The organism is Pseudomonas sp. GW821-FHT11G12, from assembly GCF_058808055.1.
The window spans coordinates 226639-246484 of record NZ_JBXARH010000003.1; the positions used below are offsets into that span (position 1 = coordinate 226639).

General features: G+C 62.1%; 17 protein-coding genes and 1 riboswitch. Of the genes, 7 read left to right on the forward strand and 10 right to left on the reverse strand.

Annotated features, from left to right (window positions below; genetic code table 11):
* Positions 1-67: 67 nt before the first annotated feature.
* A riboswitch (TPP riboswitch) is annotated at positions 68-173 on the reverse strand.
* 219 nt (positions 174-392) lie between these two features.
* Complete coding sequence (locus AC1RR7_RS12360; RefSeq protein WP_102620150.1) at positions 393-1826, forward strand: TolC family outer membrane protein; 1434 nt, start codon at positions 393-395, stop codon at positions 1824-1826.
* A 31-nt stretch (positions 1827-1857) separates the two neighbouring features.
* Here the strand turns inward: AC1RR7_RS12360 and waaA are convergent, their stop codons facing one another.
* Both waaA and AC1RR7_RS12370 read right to left on the reverse strand, forming a co-directional pair.
* Positions 1858-3138, reverse strand: a complete 1281-nt coding sequence (gene waaA / locus AC1RR7_RS12365; protein ID WP_493157544.1) for a lipid IV(A) 3-deoxy-D-manno-octulosonic acid transferase — start codon at positions 3136-3138, stop codon at positions 1858-1860.
* An 11-nt stretch (positions 3139-3149) separates the two neighbouring features.
* Entirely contained in the window at positions 3150-4052 is a 903-nt protein-coding gene (locus tag AC1RR7_RS12370; RefSeq protein ID WP_096819848.1) for a LysR family transcriptional regulator, read from the reverse strand.
* Positions 4053-4154: 102 nt separating this feature from the next.
* On the opposite strand from AC1RR7_RS12370, the gene AC1RR7_RS12375 reads away from it, so the two are divergent.
* The 4 genes from AC1RR7_RS12375 to AC1RR7_RS12390 all read left to right on the forward strand — a co-directional run bounded on the left by AC1RR7_RS12375 (position 4155) and on the right by AC1RR7_RS12390 (position 7607).
* Positions 4155-4487, forward strand: coding sequence for a DMT family transporter (locus tag AC1RR7_RS12375; RefSeq protein WP_096819849.1), 333 nt, complete (start codon positions 4155-4157; stop codon positions 4485-4487).
* A 135-nt stretch (positions 4488-4622) separates the two neighbouring features.
* Complete coding sequence (locus tag AC1RR7_RS12380; RefSeq protein ID WP_273536195.1) at positions 4623-5798, forward strand: FAD-dependent oxidoreductase; 1176 nt, start codon at positions 4623-4625, stop codon at positions 5796-5798.
* Positions 5795-6607 (forward strand): aldo/keto reductase, encoded by an 813-nt coding sequence (locus AC1RR7_RS12385; protein WP_096819851.1) that lies wholly within the window; start codon positions 5795-5797, stop codon positions 6605-6607. Before AC1RR7_RS12380 ends, AC1RR7_RS12385 begins: the two co-directional genes overlap by 4 nt.
* 31 nt (positions 6608-6638) lie before the next feature.
* Complete coding sequence (locus tag AC1RR7_RS12390; RefSeq protein ID WP_096819852.1) at positions 6639-7607, forward strand: metal ABC transporter ATPase; 969 nt, start codon at positions 6639-6641, stop codon at positions 7605-7607.
* A gap of 66 nt (positions 7608-7673) precedes the next feature.
* On the opposite strand, the gene hldE is transcribed toward AC1RR7_RS12390, so the two are convergent.
* The 4 genes from hldE to msbA all read right to left on the reverse strand — a co-directional run bounded on the left by hldE (position 7674) and on the right by msbA (position 12476).
* Positions 7674-9098 (reverse strand): bifunctional D-glycero-beta-D-manno-heptose-7-phosphate kinase/D-glycero-beta-D-manno-heptose 1-phosphate adenylyltransferase HldE, encoded by a 1425-nt coding sequence (gene hldE / locus AC1RR7_RS12395; protein ID WP_096819853.1) that lies wholly within the window; start codon positions 9096-9098, stop codon positions 7674-7676.
* A gap of 102 nt (positions 9099-9200) precedes the next feature.
* A complete protein-coding gene (gene cysC / locus AC1RR7_RS12400; RefSeq protein WP_096819854.1) occupies positions 9201-9812 on the reverse strand; it encodes an adenylyl-sulfate kinase in 612 nt (203 codons plus the stop codon).
* Positions 9805-10509, reverse strand: coding sequence for a sulfotransferase family 2 domain-containing protein (locus AC1RR7_RS12405; protein WP_096819855.1), 705 nt, complete (start codon positions 10507-10509; stop codon positions 9805-9807). The genes cysC and AC1RR7_RS12405 overlap by 8 nt, the downstream gene beginning before the upstream one ends.
* Positions 10510-10673: 164 nt before the next feature.
* Positions 10674-12476: a lipid A export permease/ATP-binding protein MsbA gene (msbA, locus tag AC1RR7_RS12410; protein ID WP_102620153.1), complete on the reverse strand. Its 1803-nt coding sequence runs from the start codon at positions 12474-12476 to the stop codon at positions 10674-10676.
* 154 nt (positions 12477-12630) lie between these two features.
* On the opposite strand from msbA, the gene AC1RR7_RS12415 reads away from it, so the two are divergent.
* Both AC1RR7_RS12415 and AC1RR7_RS12420 read left to right on the forward strand, forming a co-directional pair.
* Entirely contained in the window at positions 12631-14496 is a 1866-nt protein-coding gene (locus AC1RR7_RS12415; RefSeq protein WP_493157545.1) for an O-antigen ligase family protein, read from the forward strand.
* Positions 14497-14498: 2 nt separating this feature from the next.
* A complete protein-coding gene (locus AC1RR7_RS12420; protein WP_102620155.1) occupies positions 14499-15719 on the forward strand; it encodes an acyltransferase family protein in 1221 nt (406 codons plus the stop codon).
* A gap of 4 nt (positions 15720-15723) precedes the next feature.
* Here AC1RR7_RS12420 and AC1RR7_RS12425 read toward each other — a convergent pair whose 3' ends face one another.
* Genes AC1RR7_RS12425 through AC1RR7_RS12440 form a run of 4 tightly spaced genes read right to left on the reverse strand, consistent with a single transcriptional unit; the run spans position 15724 to position 19846 of the window.
* Positions 15724-16347: a CatB-related O-acetyltransferase gene (locus AC1RR7_RS12425; protein WP_493157546.1), complete on the reverse strand. Its 624-nt coding sequence runs from the start codon at positions 16345-16347 to the stop codon at positions 15724-15726.
* Positions 16348-16350: 3 nt separating this feature from the next.
* Complete coding sequence (locus AC1RR7_RS12430; RefSeq protein WP_493157768.1) at positions 16351-17235, reverse strand: glycosyltransferase; 885 nt, start codon at positions 17233-17235, stop codon at positions 16351-16353.
* A 14-nt stretch (positions 17236-17249) separates the two neighbouring features.
* Entirely contained in the window at positions 17250-18404 is a 1155-nt protein-coding gene (locus tag AC1RR7_RS12435; protein ID WP_096819860.1) for a glycosyltransferase family 4 protein, read from the reverse strand.
* Positions 18401-19846: a PIG-L family deacetylase gene (locus tag AC1RR7_RS12440; protein WP_493157548.1), complete on the reverse strand. Its 1446-nt coding sequence runs from the start codon at positions 19844-19846 to the stop codon at positions 18401-18403. Before AC1RR7_RS12440 ends, AC1RR7_RS12435 begins: the two co-directional genes overlap by 4 nt.

The following is a 19846-nucleotide window of genomic DNA, read 5'->3' on the forward strand; positions in this document are numbered from 1 at the left end:
TGTGCATCGTCGTCGAGCGTTCGATTGTCGAACAATTTCCCGGACGAAGCACAAGAGGACTCGCCGGGTGACGAGAAATCTTGTTCCCTACGCAGGCGCTAACCTGATCAGGTTCAACGGGATCCGAAATTATTCGATCTCAGCCTCATAGCAAGGCACCCCGACAAGAACCCGGCCAGTCTAGACACAACCGGCAAAGAACGCCAACACCGTGGCAAACACCATGATGAATGGCGCAATTGCGGCGGCCGACAGGATTGTGAGCGCCTCAATGCACAACTACACTCGCCTTGCCCTGCCACGCCTTGGCGCCAAGCCTTGACGATGCAGTGCCCGCGCCCTACCTTTGGCGCCCGGATTATTTCCATAATATTCACGCTAGGGATCGCCTCATGCTGCGCAAACTCTCACTGGCTGTTGCCGTGTCTTGTGCGTCCAACGCAATGGTCTGGGCAGCAGAAGCGCCCTTGTCGACCAAGACCGATCTGGTCAGCGTCTATCAGGAAGCGGTCGACAACAACGCCGATCTGGCCGCCGCCCGCGCCCAGTACGGCGCCCAGAAAGAAGTGGTGCCACAGGCCCGCGCCGGATTGCTGCCGAACCTCTCCGGCGGCGCCGAAACCGCCAATGTGCGCACCTCGATCGACCAGCCTTCGGCCACCGCCAACCGCAGCGCCCACTCCTATCAGGCGACACTGGCTCAGCCGCTGTTCCGCGCCGATCGCTGGTTCCAGTACCAGGCCGCCAAGGACGTCAACGAGCAAGCCGCGCTGCAACTCTCGGCCACCGAGCAGAACCTGATCCTGCAATCGGCCGAAAGCTATTTCAACGTGCTGCGCAGCCAGGACAACCTGGCCTCGACCAAAGCCGAAGAAGCCGCGTTCAAGCGCCAGCTCGACCAGTCCAACGAGCGCTTCGACGTGGGCCTGTCGGACAAGACCGACGTGCTGCAATCGCAAGCCAGTTACGACACCGCACGCGCCAACCGGATCGTCGCCCAGCGTCAGGTCGATGATGCGTTCGAAGCGCTGATCACCCTGACCAACCGCCAGTACAACTCGATCCAGGGCATCGTCCACACCCTGCCGATCCTGCCGCCGGCGCCGAACGACGCCAAGGCCTGGGTCGACACCGCCGCGAAACAGAACCTCAACCTGCTGGCCAGCAACTTTGCGGTGAGCTCCGCCGAACAAACGCTGAAGCAACGCAAGGCCGGCCACTTGCCGACCCTCGACGCCGTGGCCAAATACGAAAAAGGCGACAACGACGCCCTCGGATTCGCCAACCCGAATGCCTTCGGTACGCCGTACAGTGGCAACGTCGAGCAGAGCACCGTGGGCCTGCAACTGAACATCCCGATCTACAGCGGCGGGCTGACCAGCTCCCAGGTGCGCCAGTCCTACGCGCAACTGGATCAGAGCGAGCAGCAGCGCGAAAGCCTGCGCCGGCAGATCGTGGAAAACACCCGCAATCTGCATCGCGCGGTGAACACCGACGTCGAGCAGGTGCAGGCGCGCCGCCAGTCGATCATCTCCAACCAGAGCGCGGTGGAAGCCACGGAAATCGGTTATCAGGTGGGGACGCGCAACATCGTCGACGTGCTCGACGCCCAGCGCCAGCTCTACACCTCGGTGCGCAACTACAACAACACCCGTTACGACTACATTCTCGACAACCTGCGCCTGAAGCAGGCGGCGGGCACCTTGAACCCGGGCGATCTGCAGGACCTGACACGTTATCTGAAAGCCGACTACAACCCGGACAAGGATTTCCTGCCGCCGGATCTGGCCAAGGCTGCGGAAGCACAGCTCAAGGCCCGGCCTTAAACAAAAAACGCAGCCCTGAGGCTGCGTTTTTTTATGGGCGGTCGATCAACCTTCCCAGGCCATCAAGCAAGCGCTGCAACGCGCCCTGATTGCGGCGCATCACGCTCAATCCGGCTTCGGCCATGCGCTGTGCGTCGCGCGGCAGTTCGAACAGTCGCTGCACTTCTGTCGCCAGGCCTTCGGCGTCATCCACCTCGGCCAACGCCCCGGCGCTGCGCAGTTGTGCGGCGATGTCGAGGAAATTGAACAGGTGCGGGCCGCTGATCACCGGTTTCGCCAGGGCCGCCGGTTCCAGCAGGTTGTGTCCGCCGTTGGGCACCAGGCTGCCGCCGACAAACGCGCTGTCGGCCAGGGCGTAGAGAAACAGCAACTCGCCCATGGTGTCGCCGAGCAGCACCGACGTTGTGGCATCGACGTTGACGCCGGTCGAACGACGCACGGTGGTGAAACCTTCGCGCTGGCACAGTTCGAACACCGAGTTGAAACGCTCCGGATGGCGCGGCACCAGAATCAGCAACGCATCGGGATGGTTGGCCAGTAAACGGCGATGTGCGTTCAGCACCACCTCGTCTTCGCCTTCATGGGTGCTGGCGGCGATCCACACCGGACGCTCCTGCGCCTGCCATTGGCCGCGCAGTTCAGCGGCGCGTTGCAACAGCTGCGGGTCGATGGTCAGGTCGAACTTGATCGAGCCGGTGACTTCGACTGTCTCAGGGCGTGCGCCCAAATCACGGAAACGCTGGGCTTCCGCTTCGGTCTGCACGGCGAACAGGCTCATTTCGGCGAGCATCGGCGCGGTCAGTTTGCTGAACCGGCCATAGCCTTTGGCCGAACGCTCGGACAAGCGTCCGTTGGCCAAAGCCACCGGGATCCCGCGTTTGGCGCATTGGTGAATGTGGTTGGGCCAGAGTTCAGTTTCCATGATCACCGCCAGCTTCGGCTGCACGCGATCGAGAAAACGCGCCGCCGCGCACGGCAAATCGTAAGGCAGGTAGCAGTGCTGGATGCGCGGTTCGTCGGCGAACATCGCATGGATGCGCTCCGACCCGGTCGGCGTCATGCAGGTCACGGTGATCGGCAGCTGTGGATAACGTTGCAGCAGCGCGCGGATCATCGGCGCGGCCGCGATGCTTTCGCCCACCGACACCGCATGGACCCAGATGCCGCCAGGTTGCAGCGTCGGCATCCCATAGGAGAAACGTTCGCCAATCCGCTTGGCATACGCCGGCGCCTTGCGCGAACGCAGCCATAGCCGAATCGCCACCAATGGCAGCCCCAGGTAAAACAGCGCGGTGTAGAGAGTTCTATTCATGGCGGCGGAGTTTATCGGCTTTTGCCGCCGATCGCCCGCAGGTGTATGGCAAATCGCTCCGCCAGCCAACGCGCCGCCGGCCCCAGCGGTTCGTCACGACGCCAGACCAGTTCCACCACCAGCGCCGGCGGCGTCCATTCGCTGTCGAGTTCCACCATCAGCCCTTGATACGCCGAGTACTGCACCACGTGGCGCGGCAGCCAGGCCCAGCCGAGGTCGCGCACCAGCCATTCGGCCATCACGTAGAAACTGTCGGCGCGCCACACCTGCGGGCTGGCCGGTTCGCTGCCGGGGTAAACGCTGGTCTGGGTCGACATCAACAGTTGCCGATGCTGCGCCAGTTGCTGGCAATTAACCCGGGATTGCGCCGCCAGCGGGTGATTGACGCCACACACCGTGACCATCTCCACGCTGCCCAGCACCCGGCGCTCCAGTGCCTCGGGAATTTCATCGTGATAGAACAACAGCCCGAGATCGGCCCGGCGCTCCACCAGTTTGCGCGAAACCTCGCCCTGGGCCGCGCTGGTCAGTTGCACCTCCAGACTCGGAAACTGCTCGGCCAGTGCGCCGAAGCTCTCCACCAGTGCCTGATACGGCATCGCCTCATCCTGGGCGACCCGCAGTTGCGCCTCCTGACCGCGCAACATGGCCATGGCCCGGCCGTTCAGGCGCTCGCACTGACGCAGGACTTCCCGCGCCTCTTCGAGCAAGGCTTCACCCGCTTCGGTAAGACTCGGCTGGCGACCGCTGCTACGCTCGAACAAACTGACACCAAGGTCGTCCTCCAGCATGGCAATCGCGCTGCTGATCGCCGACTGCGCCTTGCGCTGCTGGCGCGCCACAGCGGAGAACGAGCGTTGTTCGGCGACCGCGACGAACACGCGTAACTGATCCAGATTCCACTGCATGCTCATCGGCCAACCCATCTCGTAAACAGATAGGTAATGACTTTACCCCATCTGGGGAGTCACTAGAATGCCGCCTCAGAAAGCAACGCTTCACACGAGGATTTGAACATGAACGCTTACGTCTACCTGGCCATCGCCATTTGCGCCGAAGTGATCGCGACCGTTTCGATGAAAGCCGTCAAAGGTTTCAGCACGCCTTTGCCACTGGTGCTGGTCATCGTCGGCTACGGCATCGCGTTCTGGATGCTGACGCTGGTAGTGCGCAGCGTGCCGGTGGGCGTGGCCTACGCGGTGTGGGCCGGCATGGGCATCGTGATGGTCAGCATCGCGGCGCTGTTCATCTACGGACAGAAGCTGGATATCCCGGCGATGCTCGGGATGGGCTTGATCGTGCTCGGCGTGGTGGTGATCCAGCTGTTCTCGAAAACCGCCGGCCACTGATAGGTCGATCCAGATCCCTGTGGGAGCCAGCGTGCTCCCACCGTGGCGGGTGCCTTCCCTCTGTTGATCAGCAACAAATCCCCTTTTCCCCGAGTCTGTATACTGCGCCCTCGTCTTGAACACTGAGGTCGTTGCATGCCATCTCCAATTTCCACCGACGTGCTGATTGTCGGCGCGGGTGTCGCCGGTCTCTGGCTGAACGCGCGCCTGCGCCGCCAGGGTTTTTCGACCGTGCTGGTGGAAAGCGCCAGCCTCGGCGGCGGGCAGAGTGTGAAGTCCCAGGGCATCATCCATGGCGGCGCCAAGTACGCGTTGCACGGTGCGCTGACCGGCGCCTCGGAAGCCATCGCCGACATGCCGCGCCGCTGGCGTGAAGCCCTGGCCGGCGACGGCGAACTGGACCTGAGCGGCGTGCGCCTGCTGTCCGAAGCCCATTACCTGTGGTCGCCGGGCACCCTGGCCGGCAACCTCACCAGTTTCTTCGCCAGTAAAGCGGTGCGTGGCCGGGTCGATCAAGTCAAGGGCGACCAATTACCGCCGGCCCTGCAGGACAAGCGCTTCAAGGGCAAGGTTTACCGCCTCGCCGAGCTGGTGGTCGATGTGCCGAGCGTGATCCAGCGCCTGGCCGACCTGGCGGGCGACGGTCTGCTCGCCGGCCAGAACATCGAGCCGTTGCTGGAAAGCGGCGTGCTGGTTGGCTTGAAAGTTGATGGCCGAGAGATTCGTGCCCAGCGCATTGTCATCAGTGCCGGTGCCGGCACCGCAGCGCTGCTGGAAACCCTCGGCCTGACTCATCCGGCCATGCAACGCCGGCCGTTGCACATGATCATCGCCAAGGGCCCCGGCCTGAAGCCGCTGTACGCTCACTGCCTCGGTGGCGGCACCAAGCCACGGATTACCGTGACGACCCATCCGGCAGCGAATGGTCAGTGGGTCTGGTACATGGGTGGCGACATTGCCGAAAGCGAAGGCGTTGCCCGCGAGCCGGCCGAGCAGATCGCCACTGCGCAAAAGGAAATTGCACAGTTGTTGCCGTGGATCGATCTCAGCACCACGCAGTGGGCGACCCTGCGCGTCGACCGCGCCGAACCGCTGCAAACCGGCCTGACCCGCCCGGACAACGCCTTCCTCGCCGAAGAAGGTCGCCTGCTGGTCGGCTGGCCAACCAAACTCGCCCTGGCGCCGGACTTCGCCGACCGGGTGATCGCGTCCCTCGAACGTGACGGCATCCAGCCGAGCCACCCGGCTCCGCTGCCCGAGCTGCCGAAACCACCGATGGGCGTTCCGGCCTGGGAGCAACTGCTGCCATGAGCCTGCCGACCCTGCACGATTTGCATCGCCCGTTGGGCAGCACCGGCCTGAAGGTTTCGCCGCTGGGCCTGGGCACCGTCAAACTCGGTCGCGACCAAGGGGTGAAATACCCCAACGGCTTTCAGATCCCCGACGACGACGCTGCGCGGATGCTGCTCAAGCAGGCGCGAGAGCTGGGCATCAACCTGATCGACACCGCACCGGCCTATGGCCGCAGCGAAGAGCGCCTCGGCCCGCTGTTGCGCGGCGAGCGCGAGGATTGGGTGATCGTCAGCAAGGTCGGCGAAGAATTTGTCGATGGCCAGTCGACCCACGACTTCAGCGCCGCTCACACGCGAATGTCGGTGGAGCGCAGCCTGCAACGTCTGGAAACCGATTTTATCGACCTGGTGCTGGTGCACTCCGATGGCAACGATCTTGCGATTCTCAATGACAGCGAAGTCTACGCGACCCTCGCGGCGCTGAAGGCCGAGGGCAAGATTCGCGGCTTCGGTTTCTCCGGCAAAACCGTCGACGGTGGCCTGAAAGCACTGGAGCAAGGCGATTGCGCGATGGTCACCTACAATCTGAACGAGCAAAACGAGAAGGCAGTCATTGACTATGCTGCTGCCCACGGCAAAGCCATTCTGGTGAAGAAGGCGCTGGCCAGCGGTCACGTGTGCCTGAGTCCCGGCGTGGACCCGGTGCGCGCCAGCTTCGAGTTGCTGTTCGCCCAGCCCGGTGTGGCCAGCGCCATTGTCGGGACGATCAATCCGCTGCACCTCGCCCATAACGTTGCGACCGTTGCTCAGGTCCTTCGTGGTCAATGACGCCGCCCCGCGGCCTTAAGCAGGAGCCGACATGCCGCGTACGCTCATCAGAAAGAACCCGAGCAACTTCAAGACGCTGCCGCTGTTCGTCGAAGCGACGCCCGAAGGCCTGACCTACCAGAGCGTCGGCATGCCGCTGAATTTCGCCCAGACCCTGCAACGGCGCAAACCGGTCAGCGTGGCGGATGCCGAACGCTTTGCGCTGGAGCTGGCCAACCTCGGCGTCTCGGTGCGCCTGACCCTGCACTGGCAGAATCGTGATTACTGGGTGCTGGTGCGCCAGCGGCGGCAGGATCGCGGCGATGTCGTGCTCAAGCTGATTTCCGGCTACGTGCCGGCGCATGAACTGAACATTCCGCTGCACACGGCGATCCAGGAGATCGCCGAGGAATGCCTGCTGGAAACCCCGGAAGGCTGGCTCGGCGGGCGCTTCAACGACACCTGGCTGCCAGCGCCGTACGCGTCGGCGCTGCATTACCGCGAGGCCCTGCCCTTTCGCCTGACGCCGCTGTCCGGTTCGGCCCGACCGGTGCGCTGCGCCAACCTGCAATTGCTCGAACGGCCACAGGCCTACGTGCACTTGCCGACCGCGTCCCTGCAATTGATCTACGACCTGCGGCTGGACGTGCCCAAGGAAGCCAAGAGTCTGAGCCTGTTCCATGTCGATGAACGGCTGGAAGGCGATCAACTGGTCGCCCGGCTCGACCGCAAACGCCCCGATCTGTACTTGATGCCGTTGCAGGACGGCGAACCGCTCCCTGAGCTGTACACGCTGAAGAAAGGTCAGCTGTACCCGGCGGGCACTCGCGGTCTGTATCTGGCGGAGAGCTTCGCCCGACAGGACGGCTGGCTGGTGCGCGAGGAGCGGATTCGCTGGAAGGACTGGCTGCGGCAGCAAGGTTTGACGCCCCCGCCCAAGGACACGGGGCTGGCGCGATTGCGCGGCAAGGCGAAACAACTGCTGAAGAAGATCGTGCCGCGCAAGAAAGTGAACTCCTGAACGGCAAAAGACCGCGCCTGCGAGTGACTCCAGAGAGTCGTCGCAGGCGCGGTCTTTATGCTTGCATCACTCGGACTTGCGGATTTTTTCCACAATCGCCGTGGTCGAGCTGTTTTCCACCAGCCCCAGCACTTTAACGGTGCCACCGTAGGCCTTGACGATGTCGGCGCCGACAACCTGGTCGATGCCATAGTCGCCGCCCTTCACCAACACGTCCGGCTTGACCTCGCGCAGCAGGTTTTCCGGGGTGCCTTCGGCGAAGCTGATCACCCAATCCACCGCACCGAGACCGGCGAGAACCGCCATGCGCCGATCGACGCTGTTGATCGGCCGGCCCGGGCCTTTCAGGCGGCTGACCGAAGCGTCATCGTTGATCGCGACGATCAGGCGATCGCCCTGGGCCCGCGCCTGCTCGAGGTAGGTCACGTGGCCGGCATGGAGGATGTCGAAACAGCCGTTGGTGAACACGATCCGCTCGTTGTGCGCCCGGGCATCGGCAACCGCCAGCAGCAGTTGCTCCAGACCCAGCACACCCCGCTCGGAACCTTCCTCGCGCTGAATCGCGCGGCGCAGTTCCGGAGCGCTGATCGCCGCCGTACCCAGCTTGCCGACCACGATGCCGGCCGCCAGGTTGGCCAGCGCCACCGCGTGCGGCAGTTCTTCGCCAGCGGCAATCGCGGCCGCCAGGGTGGAAATCACCGTGTCGCCGGCACCGGTCACGTCGAACACTTCACGGGCCCGGGCCGGCAGGTGCAGCGCCGGATGATCCGGACGCAGCAGGGTCATGCCGTGCTCGCCGCGGGTCACCAGCAGTGCGCCGAGCTCGAGGTCGTGCATCAGCGTTGCGCCCTTGCTCACCAGTTCGTGCTCATCGGCGCAACCGCCGACGATAGCTTCGAACTCGCTGAGATTCGGGGTGATCAGGCTCGCGCCACGGTAGATCGAGAAATCCTTGCCCTTCGGGTCGGCCAGCACCGGAATGCCTTTGGCACGGGCGGCCTGGATCAACGCCTGATGGTTTTTCAGGGCGCCTTTGCCGTAGTCGGACAACACCAGCACCTTGATGCCTTCCAGCAGGTCGTCGACCTGGGAAGCAAGGGCCAGGGCGTCAGTGGCGAACGGCTCTTCGAAGTCGATACGCAGCAATTGCTGGTGCCGGCTCATGACCCGCAGCTTGACGATGGTCGGCTGGTGCGCAATGCGCTGGAACAAGGCCCGCACGCCCGCACCCTTGAGGCTGTTGCTCAGGCTGTCGGCGGCTTCGTCGTCACCGGTCACACCGACCAGCGACGCCGGCGCGCCCAGCGCGGCAATGTTCAAGGCAACGTTGGCGGCACCGCCCGGGCGGTCTTCGATTTGCTCGACCTTTACAACCGGAACCGGCGCCTCAGGGGAAATCCGTGAGGTACCACCATGCCAGTAACGGTCGAGCATGACATCGCCGACCACCAAGACAGGGGCTTGATCGAATCGCGGCATGGACAACTTCATGGAGCAACCCACATACAAAATGAACAGGGGCGCGATATTAACACAGGGTTGGCGAAGGCTTGTGCGGTGGCTGCAACAGGATGAAACGACAGGCTTTTTTGCTCATTTTTTGCACAGGAACGCGGCCAGTCGATGGCAGGCATCGGCCAGTTCCACCTCATCGGTATCGATCCGGCACTCGGCCGCCAGCGGCGCCTCGTACGGGCTGTCGATCCCGGTGAAGTCCTTGATCCGCCCTTCCCGCGCCGCCCGGTACAACCCCTTCGGGTCGCGTCGGGCGCAGACCTCCAGCGAGGTGCTGACATGCACTTCAATGAAATCGCCTTCGGCAAACAGCCGGCGTGCCGTATCCCGCTCGGCACGAAACGGTGAAATGGCGGCCACGATCACGATCAACCCGGCGTCCACCATCAACCGTGCCACTTCGGCGGTGCGCCGGATGTTCTCGCGCCGACAGGCCTCGGTCATCCCCAGATCGCGACAAAGACCGCCGCGCAGGTTGTCGCCATCGAGCAGGAACGTATGCAGACCGAACTGATGCAGATGCAGCTCCAGTGCATTGGCCAGCGTCGATTTGCCGGCCCCGGACAACCCGGTCAGCCACAGGCAGCGCGGTTGCTGCGACTTCTGCTCGGCGCGAGCCTGGGCGGGCAGTGCCAGGGCATAGGGGCGGATGGCCGGTGGCAACAGGGAAACGGACAGTGCTTCATTCATAGCCGAGCATCTCGTAGTCACGTTCATAGACCCGCCGAACCAGGCGTCGGGTGCGCTGCGTGCAGAAATCACGCGCCGGCAGCGGACGCCGCTGCCGGGAAACGTTGACGTGCTGCAATTGACTCGTCAGCCCCAGGTGCTCACACACCAGGCGGAAGTCCCGCTCCAGATGCTCCTGATAGCCAACGAAATCCAGCGCCAGGCGGCCCAGCGAATCGGTGAGAAAGTCGGTTTGCGCGGCAAAGTGCAATTGTCGCGCAATGGTGTCGGCATGTAGCCAGCGTGCAACAAAATCGTCGAAGTCGCGGTAATGCCTGACCATTTGCTGCGCTGCGTGATCACGCTCGCTCAGTTCGTTGCCCCGCAGGAACGCGTAGGCCGAATAGGCACGCTCCAGCGGATCACGCACGAAAGCGAACTTGTAGGCAGCCGCAAACTGCGCGGGAAACTGTTCTTCATACCAGTACAACGGCAGATGGCCCGGCCGCCAGCCGTCGAACATCGCCGCGCACACGCTGCTGCCGGCGCATTTGGGCACATGAATGAACAGACAGGAATGCTGCTCGAAAGCTTTGGGAAAGCGCAAGTTGGCCGACATCGACTTGTTCACCACTTGCCGGTCGACCACCGACAGGCGCCCAAGCAGGAAGGTTCGCTGCGACTTGGGCAACAGTTTCCACAGATAGCGTTGCAGCATGAGAGTACCCGCGCGACGGGGATAGCCCCTTCGTTGGAAGTCAGAGTTCAGTCAGGAACCTTAACAAGCGCGATGCCGGGTTTTATGCAGGTTTGGTCAAGAAGGGTAAAGATTCGGATACAAATGGCCGGGCGCATTGCGCGCCCGACCTTCACAAGGCTGGATCAGGCGATGTCTTCGGCCGGCGCATCGAGGCCCATGGCGTTCAGACGCGCGTAGTAGCCGTTCTGCGCCAGCAGGTCGCCGTGAGTCCCGCGCTCGACGATCCGGCCCTGATCCATGACCAGAATCAGATCGGCCTTCTCGATAGTCGACAGACGGTGAGCGATCACCAGCGTGGTGCGGCCTTTCATCACCTGGTCCAGAGCCGCCTGAATGTGCCGCTCGGATTCGGTGTCGAGAGCCGAGGTGGCCTCGTCGAGGATCAGCAGCGGCGCGTTCTTGAGCAAGGCACGGGCAATCGCCAGGCGCTGGCGCTGACCGCCGGAAAGCAGCACGCCGTTCTCGCCGACCTGGGTGTCCAGGCCTTCCGGCAGTTGCGCGATGAAATCCATCGCGTACGCATCACGCGCCGCTTTCTCGATGTCTTCACGCGGTGCCCCGGCCAGGTCGCCATAGGCAATGTTGTTGGCCACGGTGTCGCTGAACAGCGTGACGTGCTGGGTCACCTGGGCGATGTGGCGGCGCAGGTTGAGCAACTTGTACTGCTCGACTTCCACGCCATCGATCAGGATTTCACCCTTGTCGTGGTGATAGAAGCGCGGGATCAGGTTGGCCAGCGTCGACTTGCCGCTGCCGGAGCGCCCCACCAGCGCCACCATCTGCCCCGGCTCGACCGAGAAGCTGATGTTGTCGAGTACCTGACGTTCGGTCCCCGGGTAGGTGAAGCTCAGGTTGCGCACATCGAGACGACCGCTGACCGCATCGCGCTCGATCGTGCCGGTATCGATTTCCGGCTCGACGTCCAACTGCTCGAAAATGCTTTCGGCACCGGCAACGCCCTTCTGGATGGTCGAGCTGACTTCGGACAACTGGCGAATCGGCTTTGGCAGCAAGCCGGCCAGGGTGATGTAGGCCACCATGTCACCCGCCGAAGCGTCACCGCGCAGGAACAGCACCAGGAACATCAACACCGCCATGGCGCTGTAGATCACCAGTTGCAGCATCGGCGTGTAGATCGCGCCGGTGCGGGTCATGCGCAGTTGTTTGTCGGTATTGCTCTGACTGGCGTTGAGGAAGCGTTTTTCTTCGTAGGTTTCGCCGCCGAAGCTGCGCACCACGCGATAACCCTGGATGGTTTCCGAGGCCACGTGTGTCACGTCGCCCATGGCCGCCTGGATCTTCTTGCTCTGCTTGCGGAATTTCTTGCTCGCGGTACGCACCATCACGGCGATCAGCGGCAGGATGGCGACCATCACCAGCGTCAGCTTCCAGTTCATGAACAACAGGGAGGCGAACAGGAAGATCACCGTCATGCCTTCACGGATTACGACCTTGATCGCATCTGTTGCCGCCCCCGTGACCATGGTCACGTTGAAGGTGATACGCGAAATCAGATGGCCGGAGTTATGCTTGTCGAAATACCGGTTCGGCAGCACCAGCAGGTTGTTGAACAGCTGCACCCGCAGATCGTGCACCAGGCCCAGGGAGACCTTGGCCAGGAAGTAGTTGCCCAGATAGGATCCCAGGCCCTGCCACGCAGCGATCAGGATGATCAGCAGCGGTACGGCCTGCAACAGTTGCAGGTCGCGCAGGTACGGCACGGTGGGAAACAGCACTGCCTCGGGATTGGACAGACCGTCGACGAAATACTTGAGAATGTAACCGAGCATCGGCTGGGTCGATGCGAAAATCAGAAAACCGACGATGCTGATCAGGAACAGACTGATATACGGCCGGACGTAGCCGAGCAGGCGGAAGTAGATTTTCAAGCTCGAAGGGCTTGCGGCGAGACTGGAGTCGGTCATATCACGCGAGAGTCGATAAAAAGGACGCTGACTTTAGCACAGCTTCTTCAGGGTTCTGGCAATCGGGCAAAGGCTGTTATTGTTAGGCATCTTTTTCAGCATCAAATAGCCATCAATGAAATGGCCGATCAACTTCAGGATTGAATCTCACAGCATGCAACTTCGCGGCTTCAGCAGTACGTCCAATCGAATCTTCGATTTCATCAGCCTGTGGATACTTCCCGTCGGCTTCTTCCTGCTCTTGTGCGCGCTGTTCTTCCTGCCGGGTCGCAGCCTGCATCACAAACTGTTTTATGGTCTGTTCAGCATTCCTGCACTGATCGCCCTGTGCCTGCGCCCGCGGGAGTTGAAAGAGCTGCTGGCCGAACCGGTGATTCTTGCGGTGCTTGCGTTCATCGCCTGGGCGTTGCTCAGTCTGTGCTGGGGTCCGCCCGATGGCGAATCGTTCGGCGGCATGCTCAAACCCCCGCTGCATACCTTGCTGCTGTTCGTCGGTTGCTACCTGGTGGTGCGCTACCGCAGTGACATTATTTCGCCGATGCTGTTCGTCGCGGCCGTGGTTGCCCTGATCGCCACGATCTGTTTCCTGATCCCCTTTATCCATCATTACCAGCCAGGTGCGCGTCTGGTCGGCGGCGGGGCGTTCGACAACCCGCTGCTCAGCTCCCATCTGTTCGGTTTTTTCTGCGCCTACTGGCTCAGCGTCAGCATGTCCTGCAAACATGGCCGCCTGCTCTGGCTCAGCCTGCCGGCGATGCTGATCATGTTCGCGGCGGTGATCTCGACCGGTTCCAGAACGCCGCTGGTCGCCTTGACCATGGCGGCCTTGTGGCTGGCCTTCATCTGCTGGAACCGGCGTTCGCTGGTGATGCTGGGGTCGCTGGCGGCCGTCGGCATCGCCGTGGTCGCCCTGTTCTCGAAGATGATCACCGAGCGCGGCGACTCCTACCGTTTCGAAATCTGGCAGATTGCCCTGCAAAAAATTGCCGATCACCCCTGGATCGGTCATGGCTACAACGCCGATCTGGCGATTGACCCGGGCGTTGGCTACAGCTTTCAGGAACCGCACAGCTTCGTCCTCGGCGTGCTTTATTACGTCGGCATCCTGGGCCTGCTGCCGTGGCTGTTCTTCCAGGGCTGGAGCTTGCTGAGCAGCTGGCGTCAACGCGTACAACCCTTGCTGATCATCGCTTCCACCTGGCTGGTGTTCGGCATCGGTGCCGGGCTGACAGAAGGTGGCGGCATCATTTCGCGCCCCAAGGAACACTGGTTCCTGCTGTGGATTCCGCTGGCGCTGATTGCTGCGATCAGCATCAATCAGCGGGCCCGACGTCTGCTGGCAATACCGGTGCAGAAACTGTCGGTCTCCGGCCTGCAACAACGCTGCGCCGATGCTCAGGTGATCGAAGAGGACGGCCTGGGTCCAAAGGTCCTGCGCCTGACCGATGGCAGCTTCCTCAAGCTGTTCCGTCGCCGCCGCTGGTACACCTCCGGCAACTTCAACCCGTACTCCGAACGCTTCGCCATCAATAGCGAACAATTGCGCCGGATGGGCATCCCGACCCCGCAGGTGCTGAATCTGTATCGCCTGGACGATGGCAGCAGCGCGGTGCACTACGCTCCGTTGCCGGGTCACACCTTGCGTCAGGTGCTGCAGGGCATCCCCGCACCAGCGGTGCGACAGGCGCTGGTCGAACGTTTCGGCAAGTTCATGGCCCGGCTTCATGAGCAGGGTGTCTATTTCCGCTCACTGCATCTGGGTAACGTGCTGGTGCTGGAGGACGGTGAGTTCGGGCTGATCGATCTGGCCGACCTGCGCATCTATCCATCACCCTTGAGCCTTTCATTGCGCCAGCGCAATTTGCGCCACATGCAACGCTACACGGAAGACAAGCGCTGGCTGTTCGAGGATCACTTCGATGCCCTGCTCCAGGGGTATTCGGTGACGGCCTCCAAGGCTGCCGTCGACAATCTGCACCGGCAAGTGCAACAGGGAGGTCGCCCGGCTCGGGCCCACTGATCATGACGGATACAAACCCAGTCTTTGCCGCGATAGCGTATCTGCTCGCTATCGCGACGTCGGTAATGTTCCTGCGTCTGATACCCAAAGCCGCCCAGCACCTGCGTCATAGCGGCGAAAGCCGCTATAACAGCATTGACGGCTTGCGCGGCTATCTGGCTTTTGGCGTGTTCATTCATCACGCAATCATTACCTGGTTCTACCTGCGCACCGGCGTCATCGACTTTCCGCCCAGCAATCTCTACTCCCAATTGGGCCAGGCCAGTGTCGCGCTGTTTTTCATGATCACCGGCTTCCTGTTCTGGAGCCGCCTGCTCAAACAGGGTCGCGACCATGACTGGCAGGCATTTGCGGTCTCACGGGTGTTTCGGCTTTATCCGCTTTACCTGCCGCTGATGCTGATCGTGTTTGTCACCGTCTTCCACCTGCAAGGCTGGGAACTGAAAGACTCCGGCACGCAGCTGGCCGGGCAGATACTGGCCTGGCTGACGTTCGACCGACCCGACATCAATCAGTACCCCCATAGCGGCATGTTGATTTCCAACGTGACCTGGACGCTGGCCTATGAGGTGTTTTTCTACCTGGCGCTGCCACTTCTGGGGCTGATATTCATCTACCGCAAGCACTGGCTGCAGGTGGTCCTGTGTCTGATCGGGATTTATGCCCTTTATCAGGTGGTCGGCTGGGAGCATTCGCTGAAAAAGCACTTTCTGGCGAGTTTCCTGGGGGGGATCGCCGCGGCTTACTGGGTGAGACGTCCCCATCTGGTGGCATGGAGCCAGACACGGTTCGCCACCTTCATTGCCCTGCTGGCCCTTGTTCTCGTGATGACGCAATACAAACGCGCCTTCAGCCTGATGCCGCTGCTGTTGCTGGGCGTGTTTTTCGTCATCGTGGCATCGGGCAACGCGCTATTTGGCGCCTTGCGCCTGCGTAGCGTCCGCTGGCTGGGAGAGATCAGCTACAGCACCTATCTGCTGCACGGCTATGTGCTCTGGATGATGGTGCAGCAACTGCCACACCTGGTTCCCTTCAATCCACAGAACCCGATCCTCTATCTGCTGTTGATGGCCGTGTGCAGTTGTCTGCTGATCGTGATCGCCAGCCTGACATTTCTGTACATCGAGAAACCGGGCATCGAAGCAGGCAGGAAGTTTCTGCAATGGTTACGCCAGAAGCAGGCGCCGAAAAAACTGGCCGACAAAGCCGTTCAGGACCACTGAGCGGCTACACCGGCTGACGTTGACGGGCATAACTCAGGAAAGCCTCGATGTCATCGCTGCAGAGCGTGTCGACCAGCCCGCGCAGTTCGGCTTCCGGCCAATCCCACCAGGCACTCTGCAACAACTCCTGACGCTGCTCCTCGGGAAACCGCCAGCGCAGGAACTTCGCCGGATTGCCGCCCATGACCGCATAGGGTTCGACATCCCGTGTGACCAGTGCACCGGCAGCGATGATCGCGCCACTGCCGATCGTGACACCCGACAGGATTGTGCAGTTGGAGCACAGCCAGACATCGTTGCCGATTATCACGTCCCCGTGAGTACCGCTGTAATCGCAGATGCCAGCGGCCTCCGGCAGCATCGCCGGAAAGGGAAACGTGGTCACCCAGTCCGCCCGGTGATGCCCGCCAAGAAAGATCTGCACACCTACGGCAATCGAACAGTAGGCACCGATCTTCAGCGTCGAGCCTTCCTTCCAGTCATGAACGATCGGCAGACCATAACTGCCCCGGCCAAAGCTGTAGTCAGGGTAAGCCCGGGCGAACCGCGCCGCGCCGCGTTCGATCTTCGGCAGCTTGCGAATCGCCCGTTTGGCGCGCTGCTCACGCCAGCGCTGAAGCCAGCCCATGGCTCAGTCCTTTTCCAGCGGTGAAAACAGCAGCCGGCCCAGACCGCGCCAGGTTTTCTTGTTCCAGGCCTTGAGCGGAATCTGTGCCAGCAGCTCCCGCGCCAGTTTGCGGTCACGGTTGGCGGTTTTCAGGAACATCGAATTGAGCGACTTGTAGCGCACCTCGTCGTACAGCGGGTGATCGCTGAACAGCGCGTAGGTGCGCAGGATGTTTTCGATCATGAAACGGTGGTTCTTGTACGAGTTCGTGGCGTGTTTGCGATAGCGCGCCATCACCACGTTCAGGCCGTCGATGAAATACCCGGCGCGGGTGACTTTCAGCTCGATGTACAGATCCTCAAGACGAATCGTCGGATCGAACCCTCCCACCTTGTCCAGCGCCTCGCGGCGGATCATCAGGGTCGGCGCCGGCGGATACGGCTTGCGCTCCAGGAACATGTCATCGAAATCCAGGCGACGGAACGGCACGTCCCGACGCTGGCGCTTTTCCGGGTAGAGGTTGCCGTCTGCGTCCATCAACTCGATGTTGCCGGCGCAGATACCCACTTCCGGCTTGCCGTCCATGTACGCGACCTGGGTGGCGATCCGGTCCGGGTACATGATGTCGTCGGAGCCGAACGGCACGATCAGGCTGCCCCTGGCCCGCGCAATCGCGCCGTTCAGCGTATTGGTCAGGCCCTGGTTCTGCTGCACGCGGAAGTCGAAGCCGTGCCTGGCCTGCAAGGCATTGATGCGCTCCACGCTGTCATCCTTCGAGCCGTCGTCGACCACCAGCAGCTCAATATTCTTGTAGCTCTGGTTGATGACGCTGAGGATGCTTTCCTCGATGTACGGTCCGTGGTTGTAGGACGCGATGATCACGGTGACGATGGGTTGTGCATCGCTCAGGGCGGTGACCTCACTCATGGCTGTTCCTTGCGGGCCTGCGCCAGGCCGGAGTCGATCAGGGTCAGGTATTCCTGGCGGAAGACCTCGATGTCGTGTTGTTCCTGCAAATAGCGATAGGCCTGCTCGCCCTTGGCCTTGAGCTCGTCATCCGACAGCCCGAGGTAGGTATCCAGCGCCGTCACCAGGCTCGTCACGTCCTTGGGGGTGATCGACAGGCCACCGGCACCTTCGATCAGCGGCAACATGGCCGGCACGTTCGACGCGATCACCGGCAGATGCCCGCTCATGCCTTCCAGCAAGGCCAGGCCCAGGCCTTCGGCCAGCGACGGCATGGTCCAGATATCGAACGCTCGTACGTATTGCAGGGCGTTTTCCTTGAAGCCCAGCAGGTGCGCGCGACCGCTCAAACCCAACTGTTCGATCTCGGCCGCCAGCGGCGCTTGCAGGCGCCCGGCACCGATGATTGCCAGTTGGGTGTTCGGGTATTTGTCTTTCAGTTGGGCGAAAGCCTGCAACAGGTAAGTGTGGCCCTTGACCGACACCAGCCGGCCCAGCGCACCGATCAGCCGCACCTTCGGGTCGATACCGAGCAGCTCACGGGCCCGCTCGCGGCTGTGCTGCAAACCTTCGGCCTGTTCGATGTCGATGGCGTTGGTGATCGCGTACGTATTCTGATCGGTGAAACCGCAATCGCAGTCCAGCAGGTACTGCTTGACCGCCGGCGACACACCGACAAAGCGCCAGTGGCGATCGATCAGACGCTGGGTCTGACGACGGCGATAGAAGCGGTCGTACTCGCCAAAACCGTGGGAAATGCCGATGCACAACGGCACTTTCAACCAGCGGTTGAGCGTCAGCATCATGTTCACCGGTTTGAACCGGTTGCAGATCACCACATCAAACTTTTCCCGCCGGCAGAACTTGTACAGCTGCCACATCGCCCGCAAGCGCATGCCTTTGAGGGACTTGTCGGAAAACTCGAAATACACCGAACGGTCGGCCCGGCTGACGGCTTCACCCGGCCCGGGCTTGCCGCGCAGGAATGCTGCCGTCACCTCATAACGATCCGTCGGCAAAGCCTTGACGATCTGTTCGGCGAGGTCGGCGAAATCATGGGATTTGACGTTGTAGTCGGGCTGCAGCTGCAGAACCTTTGCGCGTTGACTCATGACTCTCCCCGTTGCGAACCCGTCGCGCCTGTTTCGCTCTGCTTCAGCACCCAGAACAACTCCTGGCGCCTGACCGCTTTGCGGAAAAATTCGTTCTCGCCATAGACCGACGGCATACGACCGGCCAGCAGTCGCTGAAACAGCCGGCGCAGGCGCCGCTTGAACGGTGCCGGCGGCTGCAGGTCATGCATCATGCCCAGCGCCATGGCCTTGTCACGTTGCAGCTCGATCGGCAGCGGCAGGCACAGCGGCTGCATCGCCACGTTTGCATCGAACGTCGGCGGCAAGGCGATGCCCTGCCCGCTGTCGCCCATCGGCCAGCGATCGTTGTCGTGCAGGTGGTTGGCGTAACCGAGCAGGGTCGGTTGGTAATCGAGACCGCGCAAGGCTTCCAGTACGGCCTCCTGGGCGCAGATATGGTCGGGATGCGGATCCAACGTCGGGTGCGGCAGCACGATCACATCCGGACGCGCACGAGACAGGACGTCACGCAGGTCGGCCAGCAGATTGTTCCAGGTCGGCGCGCCGTCGGCATCGCCGGGCAAGGCAAACGGATTCAACTGACGAAAAATTCGCGTGTCGCTCAGATCGGCTTCCCGCGAACCCACCGGTTGATTCGGCGCAGCCTGCATCGCCGCCAGTTGCAGGCAGAAATACCCGAGCTGCACGCAGTGTTCCTGCGGCACACCGGCCCAGCGCGGCACGGCGAGGCTGTCCCAGGCCCGCAAGCGGCCCTTGAGTCGCGCCGCCTCGACCTTGTTCAGGCCCATTTGCTGATAGTGTTCGGCTTCGATCTCGCCGGCGGTCAGGGTAACGATCCAGGCCTCATCGGCCTGACTGTACAAACCGTAAGCGGCCAACTCGGCATCGTCGGCGTGCGGCGCGATCACCATCACCCGCTGATGGCGGTAATCCGGTTGTTCCAGCGCCCATAGCACCGGCTCGCCGGTCACCCGGCAGAAACGTCCGCGCAGGCGCAACAGGCCTTGCGACAAGGTCTGCGCCTGACCGCTGAGGTTCAGATAACGCAGGCCGTTGACGCCACGTTCGAAGGTCTGTGCATCCGGATTCGCTCCGCCCGCAAGCTCCACGCGTGGATCGAAGAAACGTCCCAGCCAGGTGCTTTTCACCCGCACGGCGAGGATCAGCGTGGCGTCGTCCACCAGCATCACGCCCTCGTCGAGGCGCAACTGCTCACCGCTCAAATGCACTTTCGGCTGCGGTGTGAACGGCGGAAAGCTGTATTGGTAGTCGTCTTTCGGCGAGTAGAACAAATGATCGGCGAACCACGCTTCGTGAGCGATCCAGCCAACCACCGCCAGCACCAGCGGCAACCACCAGGCCACCAGCACACCGAGGGCGATCAACACGATCAGCGCGATCAACAGGCCGATGCGTTTATTGCGCCGGTGACGCTTGAGCAGTTGCTGTTTGCGGCTCAT